14 protein-coding genes are annotated in these 14,576 nt (G+C 69.7%); 7 read left to right on the plus strand and 7 right to left on the minus strand.

Annotated features, from left to right (window positions below):
• Positions 1-22: 22 nt before the first annotated feature.
• Positions 23-946 (minus strand): ZIP family metal transporter, encoded by a 924-nt coding sequence (locus AC1RL8_RS04150; RefSeq protein WP_492683980.1) that lies wholly within the window; start codon positions 944-946, stop codon positions 23-25.
• A 19-nt stretch (positions 947-965) separates the two neighbouring features.
• Positions 966-1,604 (minus strand): superoxide dismutase, encoded by a 639-nt coding sequence (locus AC1RL8_RS04155; protein WP_492683981.1) that lies wholly within the window; start codon positions 1,602-1,604, stop codon positions 966-968.
• Between the two features lie 251 nt (positions 1,605-1,855).
• Between AC1RL8_RS04155 and AC1RL8_RS04160 the strand changes: the two genes are divergently transcribed.
• Genes AC1RL8_RS04160 through moeA form a run of 4 tightly spaced genes read left to right on the plus strand, consistent with a single transcriptional unit; the run spans position 1,856 to position 6,303 of the window.
• The gene (locus tag AC1RL8_RS04160) at positions 1,856-3,145 is read left to right on the plus strand and encodes a serine hydrolase domain-containing protein (protein ID WP_492683982.1); all 1,290 of its coding nucleotides are present in this window, start codon (positions 1,856-1,858) and stop codon (positions 3,143-3,145) included.
• Positions 3,146-3,194: 49 nt separating this feature from the next.
• Complete coding sequence (gene moaA / locus AC1RL8_RS04165; RefSeq protein ID WP_492683983.1) at positions 3,195-4,334, plus strand: GTP 3',8-cyclase MoaA; 1,140 nt, start codon at positions 3,195-3,197, stop codon at positions 4,332-4,334.
• 11 nt (positions 4,335-4,345) lie between these two features.
• Positions 4,346-4,990, plus strand: coding sequence for a molybdenum cofactor guanylyltransferase MobA (gene mobA, locus AC1RL8_RS04170; protein ID WP_492683984.1), 645 nt, complete (start codon positions 4,346-4,348; stop codon positions 4,988-4,990).
• Complete coding sequence (gene moeA, locus AC1RL8_RS04175; RefSeq protein WP_492683985.1) at positions 4,987-6,303, plus strand: molybdopterin molybdotransferase MoeA; 1,317 nt, start codon at positions 4,987-4,989, stop codon at positions 6,301-6,303. The genes mobA and moeA overlap by 4 nt, the downstream gene beginning before the upstream one ends.
• A gap of 22 nt (positions 6,304-6,325) precedes the next feature.
• Here the strand turns inward: moeA and rnhA are convergent, their stop codons facing one another.
• Complete coding sequence (rnhA, locus tag AC1RL8_RS04180) at positions 6,326-6,775, minus strand: ribonuclease HI (RefSeq protein ID WP_095745544.1); 450 nt, start codon at positions 6,773-6,775, stop codon at positions 6,326-6,328.
• Positions 6,776-6,841: 66 nt separating this feature from the next.
• Positions 6,842-7,603, minus strand: coding sequence for a class I SAM-dependent methyltransferase (locus AC1RL8_RS04185; RefSeq protein ID WP_223301333.1), 762 nt, complete (start codon positions 7,601-7,603; stop codon positions 6,842-6,844).
• On the opposite strand from AC1RL8_RS04185, the gene gloB reads away from it, so the two are divergent.
• The 3 genes from gloB (at position 7,602) to AC1RL8_RS04200 (ending at position 11,807) form a co-directional block, all read left to right on the plus strand.
• Positions 7,602-8,381, plus strand: a complete 780-nt coding sequence (gene gloB / locus AC1RL8_RS04190; RefSeq protein ID WP_492683986.1) for a hydroxyacylglutathione hydrolase — start codon at positions 7,602-7,604, stop codon at positions 8,379-8,381. The genes AC1RL8_RS04185 and gloB overlap by 2 nt on opposite strands.
• Positions 8,378-9,982 (plus strand): transglycosylase SLT domain-containing protein, encoded by a 1,605-nt coding sequence (locus AC1RL8_RS04195; protein ID WP_307635632.1) that lies wholly within the window; start codon positions 8,378-8,380, stop codon positions 9,980-9,982. The genes gloB and AC1RL8_RS04195 overlap by 4 nt, the downstream gene beginning before the upstream one ends.
• A 64-nt stretch (positions 9,983-10,046) precedes the next feature.
• Entirely contained in the window at positions 10,047-11,807 is a 1,761-nt protein-coding gene (locus tag AC1RL8_RS04200; RefSeq protein ID WP_492683987.1) for a monovalent cation:proton antiporter-2 (CPA2) family protein, read from the plus strand.
• Between the two features lie 18 nt (positions 11,808-11,825).
• Here AC1RL8_RS04200 and AC1RL8_RS04205 read toward each other — a convergent pair whose 3' ends face one another.
• From AC1RL8_RS04205 to AC1RL8_RS04215, 3 genes are read right to left on the minus strand one after another with little or no spacing between them, the layout of a single operon-like run.
• Positions 11,826-12,659: an ABC transporter permease gene (locus AC1RL8_RS04205; protein WP_492683988.1), complete on the minus strand. Its 834-nt coding sequence runs from the start codon at positions 12,657-12,659 to the stop codon at positions 11,826-11,828.
• Positions 12,656-13,471 (minus strand): ABC transporter ATP-binding protein, encoded by an 816-nt coding sequence (locus AC1RL8_RS04210; RefSeq protein ID WP_307586782.1) that lies wholly within the window; start codon positions 13,469-13,471, stop codon positions 12,656-12,658. Before AC1RL8_RS04210 ends, AC1RL8_RS04205 begins: the two co-directional genes overlap by 4 nt.
• A gap of 52 nt (positions 13,472-13,523) precedes the next feature.
• Complete coding sequence (locus tag AC1RL8_RS04215) at positions 13,524-14,561, minus strand: ABC transporter substrate-binding protein (RefSeq protein WP_062473116.1); 1,038 nt, start codon at positions 14,559-14,561, stop codon at positions 13,524-13,526.
• Positions 14,562-14,576: the final 15 nt, after the last annotated feature.

Below are 14,576 nucleotides of genomic sequence, written 5' to 3' on the forward strand. Positions count from 1 at the left end.
CTGACGACGCCGCGCCCGGGCGTCAGCCCAGCGCGGTGTCCAGCAGCATCATCAGCACGAAGCCGATCATCAAACCGCTGGTCGCATAGGCCTCGTGCCCCTTGCGGTGCGACTCGGGAATGATCTCGTGGCTGATCACGAACAGCATCGCACCCGCCGCGAAGCCCAGCCCCCAGGGCAGCAGCATCGCCGAATGCCCCACCACCGCTGCGCCGAGCACGGCGCCCAGCGGCTCGACCAATCCTGAGGCCATGCCGATCAGCACCGCGAACAGGCGGCTGTAGCCGGCCGCCAGCAGCGCCACGGCCACCACCAGCCCCTCGGGCACGTCCTGGATCGCTATGCCCGTGGCGAGCGCGTCGGCGCGCACGCCGTTGTTGGCCGCGTAGCCGACGCCGATGGCCAGACCCTCGGGCACGTTGTGCAGCGCGATCGCGAACACGAAGAGCCACGTGCGGCGCAGCTGCCGCCCGCTTTGCCCTTCGCGGCCCTTGATGAAATGCTCGTGCGGCAGCACGCGGTCCATCGTCATGAGCACGAGGCCCCCGAGCAGGATGGCCGCGCCGATCACGCCGCCCGCCGCCCAGTCGCCGCCGCCGAAGACGCCCATCGACTTGGCGGCGTCCAGCCCCGGAATGATCAGCGAGAAGGCGCAGGCCGCAAGCATCACGCCGGCGCCGAAGCCGAACAGCGTGTCCTGCAGCCGGTCGGGCAGCCTCTGCGAGAACAGCACCGGCAGCGTGCCCAGCGCGGTCGCCAGCGCCGCCACCGAACCGCCGCGCAGCGCGTTCCACACCAGCGGGTCGGCGCGCACGAAGGACCAGAACTGCGACGCCAGCGCCAGCGCGCCGGCCGCGACGATGGCAAAGCCGATCCATTCGCGCACCGAGCGCGGCGACCTGGGCGGCGGCGCTGTGGCCACCGTGCGCAGCTGCGTGTCGTTCATGGGCGGGCTCCTCTTCGGCTCATCGGCCGCCGGTCGCGGCGGCATGGCGGCGGGCCACCTCGGCCCAGTTCACCACGTTGTAGAAGGCCGCGATGTATTCCGGGCGGCGGTTCTGGTACTTCAGGTAGTAGGCGTGCTCCCACACGTCCAGGCCCAGGATCGGGGTCTTGCCCGAGCCGATGCCGCGCATCAGCGGGCTGTCCTGGTTGCCGCTGCTTTCCACGGCGAGCTTGCCGTCGGCACCGACGACCAGCCAGGCCCAGCCGCTGCCAAAGCGCGTGAGCGCGGCCTTGGTGAAGGCCTCCTTGAAAGCACCGAAGCCGCCCAGGTCGGTATCGATGGCCTGCGCGAGCGCGCCCGAAGGCGCCCCGCCGCCACCCTCGCCCACCGGGGCCATGACGGTCCAGAACAGGCTGTGGTTGGCGTGGCCGCCGCCGTTGTTGCGCACGGGGGCGCGCAGCGCCTCGGGCAGTTCCTCGATACCGGCGATGAGGGCTTCGACCGGCGTGTCCGCATGCGGCGTGTCTTTCAACGCCGCATTCAGGTTGTTCACGTAGGTCTGGTGGTGCTTGCCGTGGTGGATCTCCATCGTCTGCGCGTCGATGTGGGGTTCGAGCGCGTCGAAGGCATAGGGCAAGGCTGGCAGGGTGTACGGCACGGTTCGGAAGCTCCTTGTTGGAAGAGAGCCCTTTGCGTGGTGCTTGTGCTGCGTACTCAGGCGTTCAAATGATAGTAATTCTCATTGTCTGCGTCAAGATATCGGCGCCATAGATGCCGCCAATCGGCCAGCTGGTCGCGTGCCGCCCCATGGCCCATCCACCGATACACTGCCCCGCGACCGGTTCGCACGGACGGCGTCAAGACCGTCCTGCCGGTTCCATCCATCCACCACCGACGGAGACAACACGCATGACCTTCCTGAAGCGCCGCGCCCTGGTGCGCACGGCCCTGCTCGGCCTGAGCCTCGCCCTGCCGCTGCTCGCCACCGCCCAGTCGCTGCCCACCGCCCGGCCCGAGTCGGTGGGCCTGTCGGGCGAACGCCTGCAGAAGCTCACCGACGTGCTCAAGGCCGACGTGGCCGCCGGCAAGATCCCCGGCGCGGTGCTGCTGGTCGCGCGCCAGGGCAAGGTCGCATGGTTCGAACCCGTCGGCAAGCTCGACGCCACCGCCGGCACGCCGATGCCGCGCGACGGCATCTTCCGCATCTACTCGATGAGCAAGCCCATCACCACGGTCGCCGCGATGATGCTGGTCGAAGACGGCCGCATGAAGCTGGACGACCCGGTCGCGATGTACCTGCCCGAGTACGCCCGCATGACGGTCGGCATCGAGAAGCCCGGCACCGACGGCAAGCCGGTGCTCGAGACCGTGCCCGCGCGCCGCCCGATCACCGTGCAGGACCTCATGCGCCACACCTCGGGCCTGACCTACGGCTTCTTCGGCCCGGGCCTCGTCAAGCAGGCCTACAACGCCGCCAACCTTGCGGAAGGCGATCCGACCAGCGCCGATTTCTCGCAGCGCCTGGCCAAGCTGCCGCTGGCCTACCAGCCCGGCACGACCTGGGACTACAGCTACTCCACCGACATCCTGGGCCGCGTGGTCGAGGTGGTGTCGGGCCAGTCGCTGTACCAGTTCGAAAAGGCGCGCCTGTTCGACCCGTTGGGCATGAAGGACACCACGTACTACGTGCCCGAGCCGGCGCGCCAGCCGCGCATCGCCGAGCCGCTGCCGAGCGACCGCAGCTTCGGCGTGGGCGCCGACCTGAACGACCCGCGCATCGTGCGCAAGTTCGAATCGGGCGGCGGCGGGCTGGTGTCGACCGCATCCGACTACGCGCGCTTCCTGCAGATGCTGCTCAACGGCGGCACGCTCGACGGCACCCGCTACCTCGGCCCGCGCACGCTGGCGCTGATGACGACCGACCATTCGAACGCCGGCGCCGGCATCGTGCCCGGCCCGCTGTACCTGCCGGGCCCGGGCTACGGCTTCGGCCTGGGCTTCGCGGTGCGCCGCAACGACGGCGAGGCACCCTACCCGTCCGGCGGCGGCGAGTACAACTGGGGCGGCGCGGGCGGCACCTACATGTGGGTCGATCCGAAGAACGAGCTGTTCGTGGTGCTGATGCTGCAGTCGCCCAAGTACCGCACCCACTACCGAAGCCTCGCGCGCAACATGGTCTATGCGGCAGTGCTGAAGTAGCCCGCATGGCGCGCGGTCGCGGGCCATGGCGCAAAATCGGCATCGCACCATGAAGAAAAGCAGCAGTACCGTCATTCCGATCGCTCAGGCCGGCCACGCCGTCGTGGCCGCGCCGGACATTGCCGTGCCCGCCACCGGCCTGCTGGCCGACCGGCTGGGCCGTCCGCTGACCGACCTGCGCATCAGCGTGACCGACCGCTGCAACTTCCGCTGCAGCTACTGCATGCCCAAGGACGTGTTCGACAAGGACTACCAGTACCTGCCGCACAGCGCCCTGTTGAGCTTCGAGGAAATCACGCGCCTGGCGCGCCTGTTCGCCTCGCACGGCGTGCACAAGATCCGCCTGACCGGCGGCGAGCCGCTGCTGCGCAAGCACATCGAGGGGCTCATCGCGCAACTGGCCGAGCTGCGCACGCCCGACGGCGACCCGCTCGAGCTCACGCTCACCACCAACGGCTCGCTGCTGAAGCGCAAGGCCGCCGCGCTGAAGGCCGCCGGCCTGCAGCGCGTGACCGTGAGCCTGGACAGCCTGGACGACGCCGTGTTCCGCCACATGAACGACGTCGACTTTCCGGTGGCCGACGTGCTGGCCGGCATCGACGCGGCCCTGGCCGCGGGCCTGGGCCCGATCAAGGTCAACATGGTGGTCAAGCGCGGCACCAACGAGCAGGAAATCTTGCCGATGGCGCGCTACTTCCGCGAGCACCACAGCGGCAAGGTCGTGCTGCGCTTCATCGAGTACATGGACGTGGGCGCCACCAACGGCTGGCGCATGGACGAGGTGCTGCCCTCGGCCGAAGTCATCGCGCGCATCGCGGCCGAATTTCCGCTCGTGCCGCTCGAAGCCACCACGCCCGGCGAAACCGCCCAGCGCTGGGCCTATGCCGACGGCGGCGGCGAGATCGGCGTGATCAGCAGCGTGACCCAGGCCTTCTGCCACGACTGCAGCCGCGCGCGCCTGTCGACGGAGGGCAAGCTGTACCTGTGCCTGTTCGCAAGCCAGGGCCACGACCTGCGACCGATGCTGCGCGACGGCGCGAGCGACGGCGACATCGCCTCCGCCATCGGCCATATCTGGCAGGGCCGCGCCGACCGCTATTCCGAGCTGCGCGCGCTGCGCGGCCCCGACGACAGCCCCCCCGACGCGGCAGCGCCCCGGCGCGTCGAGATGAGCTACATCGGCGGATGAGGCCGCCAGCCATGGGTACCGCACCGGCCATCGCAGCGGCCGACATCACGGGCCTCGTGCTCGCCGGCGGGCGCGGCACCCGCATGGGCGGAGTCGACAAGGGCCTGCAACTGCTCCAGGGCGAAGTGCTCGCCGCACATGCCGTGCGGCGGCTGCGCCCGCAGGTCGGCCGCGTACTGATCAATGCCAACCGGAACTTCGCCGCCTACGAAGCGCTGGGCGTGCCCGTGTTCGCCGACAGCGTGCCCGACCACCCCGGGCCGCTGGCCGGCATGCTGAGCGGGCTCGAACACTGCCCCACGCCCTGGCTGCTCACCGTGCCCTGCGACACGCCGCGCTTTCCGCCCGACCTGGCGGCGCGGCTGGCCGAAGCCTTGGCCGCCGAGGGCCCCCACGCGCGCATCGCCATGGCCGCCGCGCCTGAAACCGAGGCCGACGGCCGCACGGTGCTGCGTCGCCAGCCGGTGTTCTGCCTGCTGCACATCGAACTGCGCGACAGCCTGCGCCGCTTTGTCGAGGAAGGCGGCCGCAAGGTCGGCGCCTGGACCGCGCAGCACAACGCCCTGACCGTTCCCTTCGACCGCCCCGGCGACGCGCCCGACGCCTTCTTCAACGCGAACACGCTGGCCGACCTGCAGACGCTCGAACAGCCATGAGCCGCATCGCCGCCATCGCCGCCGACCTCGCGGACTACGACGCGGGCGACCTCGACGTCGACACCGTCGCCGCCTTTCTCGCGCGCCTCGTCGCGCCGCTGGCCGTGGCCGACGCCGAAGAGGTCGCGCTGCGCGACGCGCTCGGCCGCGTGCTGGCCGACGACCTCGTTTCGCCCGTGAGCGTGCCGCCGCACGACAACTCCGCCATGGACGGCTACGCCTTCGATGGCGCGCTGCTGCCGGCCGATGCGCCCATCGACCATTCGCTCACGCTGCGCGTGGCGGGCACGGCGCTGGCCGGCTCGGCCTGGCGCGGCGCGCTCGGGCCGCACGACGCGGTGCGCATCATGACCGGCGCGATGATGCCGGTCGGCCTGGACACCGTGATCCCGCAGGAGTTCTGCAAGGTCGACGGCGACCAGGTCTGCTTTCCGGCCCGCGTGCTGGGCCGCGGCGACAACCGGCGCCTGGCCGGCGAAGACCTGATGCAAGGCCAGCCGGCGCTGCGGCGCGGCGAGCGCCTGTCGCCGGCCGCGCTCGGCATGGTCGCCAGCCTCGGCCTGGCGCGCGTGACCGTGCGGCGTCGGCTGCGCGTGGCGTACTTTTCGACCGGCGACGAAATCCTCTGCCTGGGCGACACGCCGCGCGAAGGCGCCGTGTACGACAGCAACCGCTACACCCTGTTCGGCCTGCTCACGCGGCTGGGCTGCGAGGTGGTCGACCTCGGCCTGGTGCACGACGACCCCGCCACGCTCGCCACCACGCTGCAGCGCGCGGCGCACGAGGCCGATGCCATCGTCACCAGCGGCGGCGTGAGCGCGGGCGCGGCCGACCACACACGCGACGTGATGCAGCAACTGGGCGACATGGCCTTCTGGCGGGTCGCGATGCGGCCCGGGCGGCCGCTGGCGGTGGGGCTGATTCCGCGTCCGCGCGAGGCCACGGCCACGTCGGCCGTGCTGTTCGGCCTGCCGGGCAATCCGGTGGCGGCGATGGTCGCCTTCCTGGCCTTCGTGCGGCCGGCGCTGCTGCGGCTGATGGGCTGCCACGACGCGGCCTGCGCCCCGCCGCCGCTGCTGCGCGCGCGCAGCGCGGGGCCCATCCGCAAGAAGCCGGGGCGCACCGAGTACCAGCGCGGCGTCGTGCGCCAGGTGCCGGGGTCATTGCCCGAGGTGCGGGTGGCGGCGCACCAGGGGTCGGGCGTGCTGAGTTCGATGCTCGAGGCCAACGGGCTCGTGGTGCTGCCTCACGAGCAGGGCCATGTCGACGCCGGGCAAGAGGTCGACGTGATGGTATTCGAAGGGCTGATCTAGCCCCTGGCCCTGCCGCTGAGGGTCAGATCCGGCCCAAGGCCTTGTCCACGCCCTTGTTGGCCAGCATGTCGGCCCGCTCGTTGCCCGGGTCGCCCGAGTGGCCCTTGACCCAGCGCCACTCGATCTGGTGGCCGCCCTCGGACACCAGCTTGTCGAGCTTCTGCCAGAGCTCGACGTTCTTCACGGGCTGCTTGGTCGAGGTGAGCCAGCCCTTGGCCTTCCAGCCGCGAATCCACTCGGTGATGCCCATGCGCACGTACTGGCTGTCCAGGTACAGCAGCACCTTGCAGGGCCGCTTGAGCGCGGCCAGCCCTTCGATCACGGCCGTGAGTTCCATGCGGTTGTTGGTGGTGTTGAGTTCACCGCCGAACAGTTCCTTCTCGGTGGGGCCCGACTTGAGCCACGCGCCCCAGCCGCCCGGTCCCGGGTTGCCCTTGCACGCGCCATCGGTGTAGATCACGACTTCGTTCAAACTGACTGTTCCTTTTTTCTCTAGCGTCATGCGGGCGATGCCGCCCGCGTCCATGGATTCGTTCGTTCACTGCTTGCTGCGGTGCACCTTGCCCGCGATGGGCACCGGCGCCGTCGCCCGCGCGCCACTGCGGCGCCAGTCGGCGCTCAGCAGGCGCATGCCGCGCACGCGCTTCACCGCCACCAGGAAGTAGGCGGCGCCGAAGATCGGCCACCAGCGCTCGCCGGCGGCGTCCATCCAGCGCGAACGCTCCAGCCAGGCGTCGCTGCGCACCGCCGGCCGGTAGATGCCGAAACGGCCCGACTCCACCTCGAAGCTCAGCAGGCGCAGCCAGTCGCGCATGCGCCAGTAGCCGATGAATTCGCCGGCCTCGGGCAGGAAGGTCTCGCCCAGGCCCAGCCGGCGGTACAGGTGCCCGCGGCGCTGCCGCAGGCCCCACAGGCTGGTCGGGTTCAGGCCGCAGATCACCACCCGGCCTTCGGGCACCAGCACGCGTTCGACCTCGCGCAGCGTGGCGTGCGGATCGGGACTGAGTTCCAAAGCGTGCGGCAGCACCACGAGGTCCAGGCTGTTGGCCGCGAACGGCAAGGCGGCGAAGTCGGTCACCAGCGTCGCCTTGCCGGCCCGCACCGGGTCGGTCAGGGCCAGCCAGCGGTGCGGCATGCGGTTGGCGCGCAGCCCGTCGACCTCGGCGGCCCCGAGCTGCAAGGCGTGGTAACCGAAAACATCGGCCACCGCCTCGTCGAACTGGGCCTGCTCCCAGGCCAGGAGGTAGCGGCCGGGGGGGGTCGCGAACCAATCCTGCAAACCTATAATTTGACCGCTCATGACCCTTGTTCCGCTGCCCGCTTTTGCTGACAACTACATCTGGATGCTGCACGACGGGCACCACGCCATCGTGGTGGACCCGGGCGATGCCCAACCGGTGTTCGATGCGTTGGCGCACCACAAGCTGCAGCTGGCCGCGATTCTAGTCACGCACCACCACCCCGATCACACGGGCGGCGTGGCCGCGCTGCATGCGGCCACGGGCGCGAAGGTGTGGGGCCCGGCGCGCGAGCGCATCCCCGAGCCTTTCACGCCGCTGGTGCAGGGCGACATCGCACAGGCCCTGAGCCTGCGCTTCGAGGTCATCGACGTGCCGGGCCACACGGCCGGGCACATCGCCTACTTCCTGCCGGCCTCGGCCGCGCAGGCCCCCGTGCTGTTCTGCGGCGACACCCTTTTCTCCGGCGGCTGCGGTCGCCTGTTCGAAGGCACGCCCGCGCAGATGCTCGCCTCGCTCGACGCCCTGGCGGCGCTGCCCGGCGACACGCGCGTGTGCTGTGCGCACGAATACACACTTGCTAACCTGAAGTTCGCCCGCGCCGTGGAACCCGGCAACGACGAACTCACTCACTACAACGCGCATTGCGAAAGCCTGCGCGCACAGGGGCAGCCCACGCTGCCGTCGCAACTGGCGATCGAACGCCGGATCAACCCCTTTCTTCGCAGCCGCGAAGCCACCGTCTTTCGAGCAGTGCGGGCCCATGCCGAGCTTTCCGCGGATGCCGCCGAAGCCGAGGTGTTCGCCGCCCTGCGCCAATGGAAAAACGACTTCCGATGAAATTTATCGTTGCCACCTGCCTTGCAGGCTCCCTGGTACTCGCGGGCTGCGCGGGCACGGACAACAGCGCTTCTTCCTCCACCACCGCCAAGGCCGGCGCCTCCGCCGGCGGCACGGGCGCCCGCCCGTCGGGCAGCGCCACCCCGGTCTATCCGCGCGACAGCAACCTCAGCCCGCTCACCAGCGGCCAGGCGCGTTCGCAGAGCGTGGTCACGCTGGCGCCGCCCGCCGACATGTGGGACCGCATCCGCCGCGGCTTCAAGATGCCCAACCTCGAGAGCGACCTGGTGCGCGACCGCGAGCAGTGGTACGCCAGCCGGCCCGACTACATCCAGCGCATGACCGAGCGCTCGAACAAGTACATCTTCCACATCGTCGAGGAGCTCGAGCGCCGCAACATGCCCACCGAGCTGGCGCTGCTGCCGTACATCGAGAGTGCCTTCAACCCGCAGGCCGTCTCCAGCGCGCGCGCCGCCGGCATGTGGCAGTTCATGCCCGCCACCGGCACCGACTTCGACCTCAAGCAGAACATCTTCCGCGACGACCGCCGCGACGTGGTGGCCTCCACCCGTGCCGCGCTCGACTACCTGCAAAAGCTCTACGGCATGTTCGGCGACTGGCAGCTCGCGCTCGCCGCCTACAACTGGGGCGAAGGCAGCGTGGGACGCGCCATCGCCAAGAACCAACGCCTGGGCCTGCCCACCACCTACAGCGATCTGTCGATGCCGGCCGAGACCCGGTTGTACGTGCCCAAGCTGCAGGCCGTGAAGAACATCGTGGCCAACCCGCAGGCCTTCAACGCCGAGCTGCCGCTGATTGCCAACCACCCCTACTTCCAGACCGTGCCGCTCACGCGCGACCTCGACGTGGAGCTGGCGGCCAAGCTGGCCGACGTGCGCATCGAGGACTTCCGCGCGCTCAACCCCGCCGCCCACAAGCCCGTGCTGATCGCGGCCGGCACTTCCGAGATCCTGCTGCCCTGGGACAACGCGGCGGTCTTCAAGCGCAACTTCGACGCCTACACGCAGGGCCAGTACGCCAGCTGGACCGCCTGGGTCGTGCCCACCACCATGACGGTGGCCGACGCCGCCCAGCGCTCGGGCATGAGCGAGTCGGACCTGCGCGCGCTCAACAACGTGCCGCCGCGCATGCTCATCAAGGCCGGCTCCACGCTGATCGTGCCGCGCGGCGCGCGCGTGAAGGAAGACGTGGCGGCGGTCGTGGCCGACGGCGGCCACCTGAGCTTCCAGCCCGAGATCATCACGCGCCGCACCACCGTCAAGGCCGGCCGCTCGGACAACGTGGCGAGCATCGCGCGCCGCTACAACCTCAAGCCCGCGGCCGTGGCCGACTGGAACGACGTCAATCAGAACCACGCCTTCAAGCGCGGCTACAGCGTGGTCGTGTACCTGCCGGTGCGCGCCACGCCCGCGGCGCGTGTCGGCTCGGGCGCGGCACCCGCGCGCGGCCGGGGCGCGGCGGTGGTCACGTCCAAGCGCGGCGGCGCACCGGTGAAGGCCGCCGCACGCGGCAGCAGCAGTGCCAAGCAGGCGGTGGTGCGCCAGCCGCGCGGCGGCACGCCGTCCAAGCGCAAGCGCTGACCCCTGCCCTGCCGGCGGGCGGTGCCGGGCCCGGACAAGAAAGGCGACATCAGGAGGACAGGCCATGGCAGTCGAAGGAAGCGCGGGCGATCTCATCAAGGTCGTCACGTTGTTGGGGGCCGCCGTCGTGGCCGTGCCGCTGTTCAAGCGGCTCGGGCTGGGCTCCGTGCTCGGCTACCTGGCGGCGGGCCTGGCCATCGGGCCCTTCGGCTTCGGCCTCTTCACCGACCCGCAGACCATCCTTCACACGGCCGAACTCGGCGTCGTGATGTTCCTCTTCGTGATCGGGCTCGAGATGCGCCCGTCGCACCTGTGGAGCATGCGGCGCGACATCTTCGGCCTGGGCAGCCTGCAGGTGGTGGTGTGCGGCATCCTGCTGACCGGCGTGGGCATGGCCTTCGGCTTCCCGCTCGCCGTCTCGTTCGTGTGCGCGATGGGCTTCGTGCTCACCTCCACGGCCATCGTGATGCAGCTGCTCGGCGAACGCGGCGACATCGCCGCGCCGCGCGGCCAGAAGATCGTCGCCGTGCTGCTCTTCGAAGACCTACTGATCGTGCCGCTGCTGGCCATCGTCGCCTTCATCGCACCGGTGGATGCGGCGCAACAGGCCATTGCGCCTTCGCGCTGGATCGGCATCGGCATTGCCGTGGGCGCGCTCGCGGCGCTGGTGGCGGCCGGCATCTGGCTGCTCAACCCGCTGTTCCGCGTGCTCGCCAACTCCAAGGCGCGCGAGGTCATGACAGCCGCGGCGCTGCTCGTGGTGCTGGGCGCGGCGCTGCTGATGCAGGTCGGCGGCCTGTCGATGGCCATGGGCGCCTTCCTGGCCGGCGTGCTGCTCTCCGAATCGACCTTCCGCCACCAGCTCGAAGCCGACATCGAACCCTTCCGCGGGCTGCTGCTGGGCCTGTTCTTCATCGGCGTGGGCATGTCGCTCGACCTCGCGGTGGTGGCGCAGAACTGGCAGCTCATCGTCGCGGGCGTGATCTCGATGATGGTGGTCAAGGCGCTGTGCATCTACGGCGTGGCGCGGCTTGCCAAGAGCTCGCCTGCCGACGCGCTCGACCGTGCGGTGCTGATGGCGCAGGGCGGCGAGTTCGCCTTCGTGCTGTTCTCGTCGGCGCTCGCCGCCAAGGTCATCAGCCCGACGGTCAACGCCAACATGACGGCGGTGGTCGTGCTGTCGATGGCGCTCACGCCGTTGGTGGTGCTGGTGCATCGCCGCTTCGCACCCACCGCGCAGGCCTCGATGGAGGGCGTGGAGAAAGCCGAAGAACTGGCCGGCAACGTGCTCGTCATCGGCTTCGGCCGCTTCGGGCAGATCGCGATCCAGGGCGCGCTGGCGCGCGGTGCCTCCATCTCGATCATCGACAACGACACGCAGGTGATCCGCGACGCCGCCGACTTCGGCTTCAAGGTGTACTACGGCGACGGCGCACGCGCCGACGTGCTGCATGCGGCCGGCGCGCACAACGCCCGCGCGATCATGGTGTGCATCGACAACCGCGCCGTGGCCACGCGCATCGCGGAGCACGTGAAGTCCGAGTTCCCGCATGCGCACCTGATGGTGCGCGCCTTCGACCGCGAGCACGCGGTGGAGCTCGTGAAGCTCGACGTCGACTACCAGATCCGCGAGACCTTCGAATCGGCGATGGCCTTCGGCCGGCAAGGCGTGGTCGCGCTGGGCGCCACGCCTGAGGAAGCCGACGAAGTGATCGACGACCTGCGCCGCCGCGACAAGGAACGGCTGGTGCTCGAGATGTCCGGCGGCCTCTTCGCGGGACGCGCGCTGGTGCAGGTCAACACCGAGACGCGCCAGACCCACTGAAGGTATTGGGCGCGCGGCTCAGAGCTTCTCAGTCTCCCCGCTGCGCGGCTGCCACTTCATGAGCCGCTTCTCGATCAGCCCCACGAGCCCGTCGAGCGCCAGCGCGAAGGCCGTGAGCACCACGATGCCGGCAAAGACCGTGTTCACGTCGAAGGTGCCCTCGGCCTGCAGGATCAGGTAGCCCACGCCGCGCGCCGACCCCAGGTACTCCCCCACCACCGCGCCGACGAAGGCCAGGCCCACGGAGGTGTGCAGGCTGGAGAACACCCAGCTCGTGGCGCTGGGCAGGTACACCGTGCGCAGCAGCTGCCGCTGGTTGGCGCCCAGCATCCTCGCGTTGGCCAGCACCACCGGGCTCACTTCGCGCACGCCCTGGTAGACGTTGAAGAACACGATGAAGAACACCAGCGTGACGGCCAGCGCCACCTTGCTCCAGATGCCCAGGCCGAACCACAGCGCGAAGATCGGCGCGAGGATCACGCGCGGCATCGAGTTGGCGGCCTTGATGTAGGGATCGAGGATCAGGCTCGCCGTGGGCGCCAGCGCCAGCCACAGGCCGCAGCCCAGCCCGAGCGCCGTGCCGATGCCGAAGGCCAGCACCGTCTCGAGCAGCGTCGTGCCCAGGTGGCGGTAGATGTCGGCGTTGCCCTTCAGGCCTTCGGGAAACAGCAGGTTCGGCGGCACCTCGAAGGGGAGGAACCAGCTCCAGATGCGCCCCGCCACCACGATCGGCTGGCCGAGGAAGAACGCGATCTGGTCGTTGCGCGAGGCCACATGCCACAGCACCAGAATCACGGCCAGCAGCGCGAGCTGCCAGAAGCGCGCATGGCGTGCATCGAGGCGCGGCATCATGCGGCCTTCCTCAACTGCTGCGCGTAGCCCTTGAGCACCTCGTCGCGCAGCACCTCCCAGATCTGGCGGTGCAGCTCCACGAAGCGCGGCTGCGTGCGCACCTCGGCCACGTCGCGCGGACGCGGCAGGTCGATCACGAACTCGCCGATCGGCCGCGTCGCTGGGCCGGCCGACAGCACCACCACGCGGTCGCTCATCGCAATGGCCTCGTCAAGGTCGTGCGTGATGAAGAGCACGGCCTTCTTCTTTGCGCTCCAGAGTTCGAGCACTTCGTTTTCCATCAGCTGCCGCGTCTGCACGTCGAGCGCGCTGAAGGGCTCGTCCATGAGGATGATGTCGGGGTCGAGTACCAGCGTCTGCGCCAGCGCCACGCGCTTGCGCATGCCGCCCGAGAGCTGGTGCGGGTAGCGGTCGCCGAAGCCCGTGAGGCCCACGCGCGACAGCCACGCCTCGGCCTGCGCGTGCGCCTCGGCGTCGGGCACGCCGCGGTACTGCAGCCCCACCTTCACGTTGTCGATGGCGCTGCGCCACGGCATCAGCGCCTCGGTCTGGAACATGTAGCCCGCGCGCTTGTTCACGCCCGTGAGCGGCTGGCCGAACACCTTCACGCCGCCCGACGACGGCTCGAGCAGCCCCGCGCCCACGTTCAGCAGCGTCGACTTGCCGCAGCCCGTGGGCCCGACCACCGAGACGAACTCGCCCGCGCCGATGCGCAGCGTGGTGTCGTCCACCGCCGTGTAGCGCTGGCCCGGGTCGTCCTTCGAAAGGAAGGTGCAGCGGATGGAAAGGAGTTCGAGGGCGTAGTCGGACATGGCGCTCCGGAAGAAAAAACCCGGCCGAAGCCGGGTTGCTGAACGTTCGCAATCAGGCTTTGAACCTGTCTTTCGCACGCTTTGCAAAATCGTTGGTGTAGGTCCTGGCGAGGTCGATCTTGTCGGCCTTGACCGAGGTGTCGAAGCTCGCGATGGCGTTGAGCGCCGTCTTCGGCCCTTCGGCCGGCACGAGGCCGTCGGTGGCGATGGACTCGCGCACCTTGTCGAACGACGCGAGGTACAGCGCGCGGTCGCCCAGCAGGTAGGTCTCGGGCACGGTCTTGATGATGTCGCCCGGCCCCGCCGTCTGCAGCCACTTGAGGCCGCGCACGATCGCGTTGGCCAGCGCCTGGCAGGTGTTGGGGTGCTTCTGGATGAAGTCGATCGGCGCGTAGAGGCAGGCCGCGGGCATCGGCCCGCCGAACACCTGCTCGGTGCCCTTGAGCGTGCGCGTGTCGCTGATGATCTTCACGTCGCCCTTCTGCTCCAGCATGGTCATCACCGGGTCGGTGTTGCTGATGGCGTCGATCTGACCCGAGCGCAGCGCGGTGAGCGCACCGGCCGCCACGCCCACGCCGATGAAGCTCACGTCGCTGGCCTTGAGGCCGCCGCGCGAGAGCACGAGGTTGGCCACCATGTTGGTCGAGGAGCCCGGCGCCGAGACACCGATCTTCTTGCCCTTGAGGTCCTGGATGCCGGTGTAGCCCGCCATGTTCTTCGTCGACACGCCCACCGCGATCTGCGGTGCGCGGCCCTGCAGCACGAAGGCCTGGAAGAACTGGTTCTTGGCCTGCAGGTTGATCGTGTGCTCGTAGGCGCCCGAGCAGACATCGGCCGAGCCACCCACCACCGCTTGCAATGCGCGCGCACCGCCGGCGAAGTCGGATATCTCCACTTCGAGCCCTTCGGCCTTGAAGTAGCCCAGCTGCTCGGAGATCGTGAGCGGCAGGTAGTAGAACGCCGCCTTGCCGCCCACCGCGATCGAGACCTTGGTTTTCTCCAGCTTGGCCTGCTGCGCAAAGACCCGCGGCAATGCAATCGCTGCGGCAGCGACTGCGGAGGCGGAGATGAGGGTTCTGCGATGAAGCATGGCGCGGTCCTGCGG

It is taken from the genome of Variovorax sp. GW822-FHT04E09, assembly GCF_058800845.1.

Excerpts from the sequence above, each read along its gene's own strand:
- AC1RL8_RS04150 (WP_492683980.1), bottom strand. The coding sequence starts at position 946 with ATGAACGACACGCAGCTGCGCACGGTGGCCACAGCGCCGCCGCCCAGG.
- AC1RL8_RS04160 (WP_492683982.1), top strand. The coding sequence starts at position 1,856 with ATGACCTTCCTGAAGCGCCGCGCCCTGGTGCGCACGGCCCTGCTCGGC.
- moaA (WP_492683983.1), top strand. The coding sequence starts at position 3,195 with ATGAAGAAAAGCAGCAGTACCGTCATTCCGATCGCTCAGGCCGGCCAC.
- mobA (WP_492683984.1), top strand. The coding sequence starts at position 4,346 with ATGGGTACCGCACCGGCCATCGCAGCGGCCGACATCACGGGCCTCGTG.
- moeA (WP_492683985.1), top strand. The coding sequence starts at position 4,987 with ATGAGCCGCATCGCCGCCATCGCCGCCGACCTCGCGGACTACGACGCG.
- gloB (WP_492683986.1), top strand. The coding sequence starts at position 7,602 with ATGACCCTTGTTCCGCTGCCCGCTTTTGCTGACAACTACATCTGGATG.
- AC1RL8_RS04185 (WP_223301333.1), bottom strand. The coding sequence starts at position 7,603 with ATGAGCGGTCAAATTATAGGTTTGCAGGATTGGTTCGCGACCCCCCCC.
- AC1RL8_RS04195 (WP_307635632.1), top strand. The coding sequence starts at position 8,378 with ATGAAATTTATCGTTGCCACCTGCCTTGCAGGCTCCCTGGTACTCGCG.
- AC1RL8_RS04200 (WP_492683987.1), top strand. The coding sequence starts at position 10,047 with ATGGCAGTCGAAGGAAGCGCGGGCGATCTCATCAAGGTCGTCACGTTG.
- AC1RL8_RS04205 (WP_492683988.1), bottom strand. The coding sequence starts at position 12,659 with ATGATGCCGCGCCTCGATGCACGCCATGCGCGCTTCTGGCAGCTCGCG.
- AC1RL8_RS04210 (WP_307586782.1), bottom strand. The coding sequence starts at position 13,471 with ATGTCCGACTACGCCCTCGAACTCCTTTCCATCCGCTGCACCTTCCTT.
- AC1RL8_RS04215 (WP_062473116.1), bottom strand. The coding sequence starts at position 14,561 with ATGCTTCATCGCAGAACCCTCATCTCCGCCTCCGCAGTCGCTGCCGCA.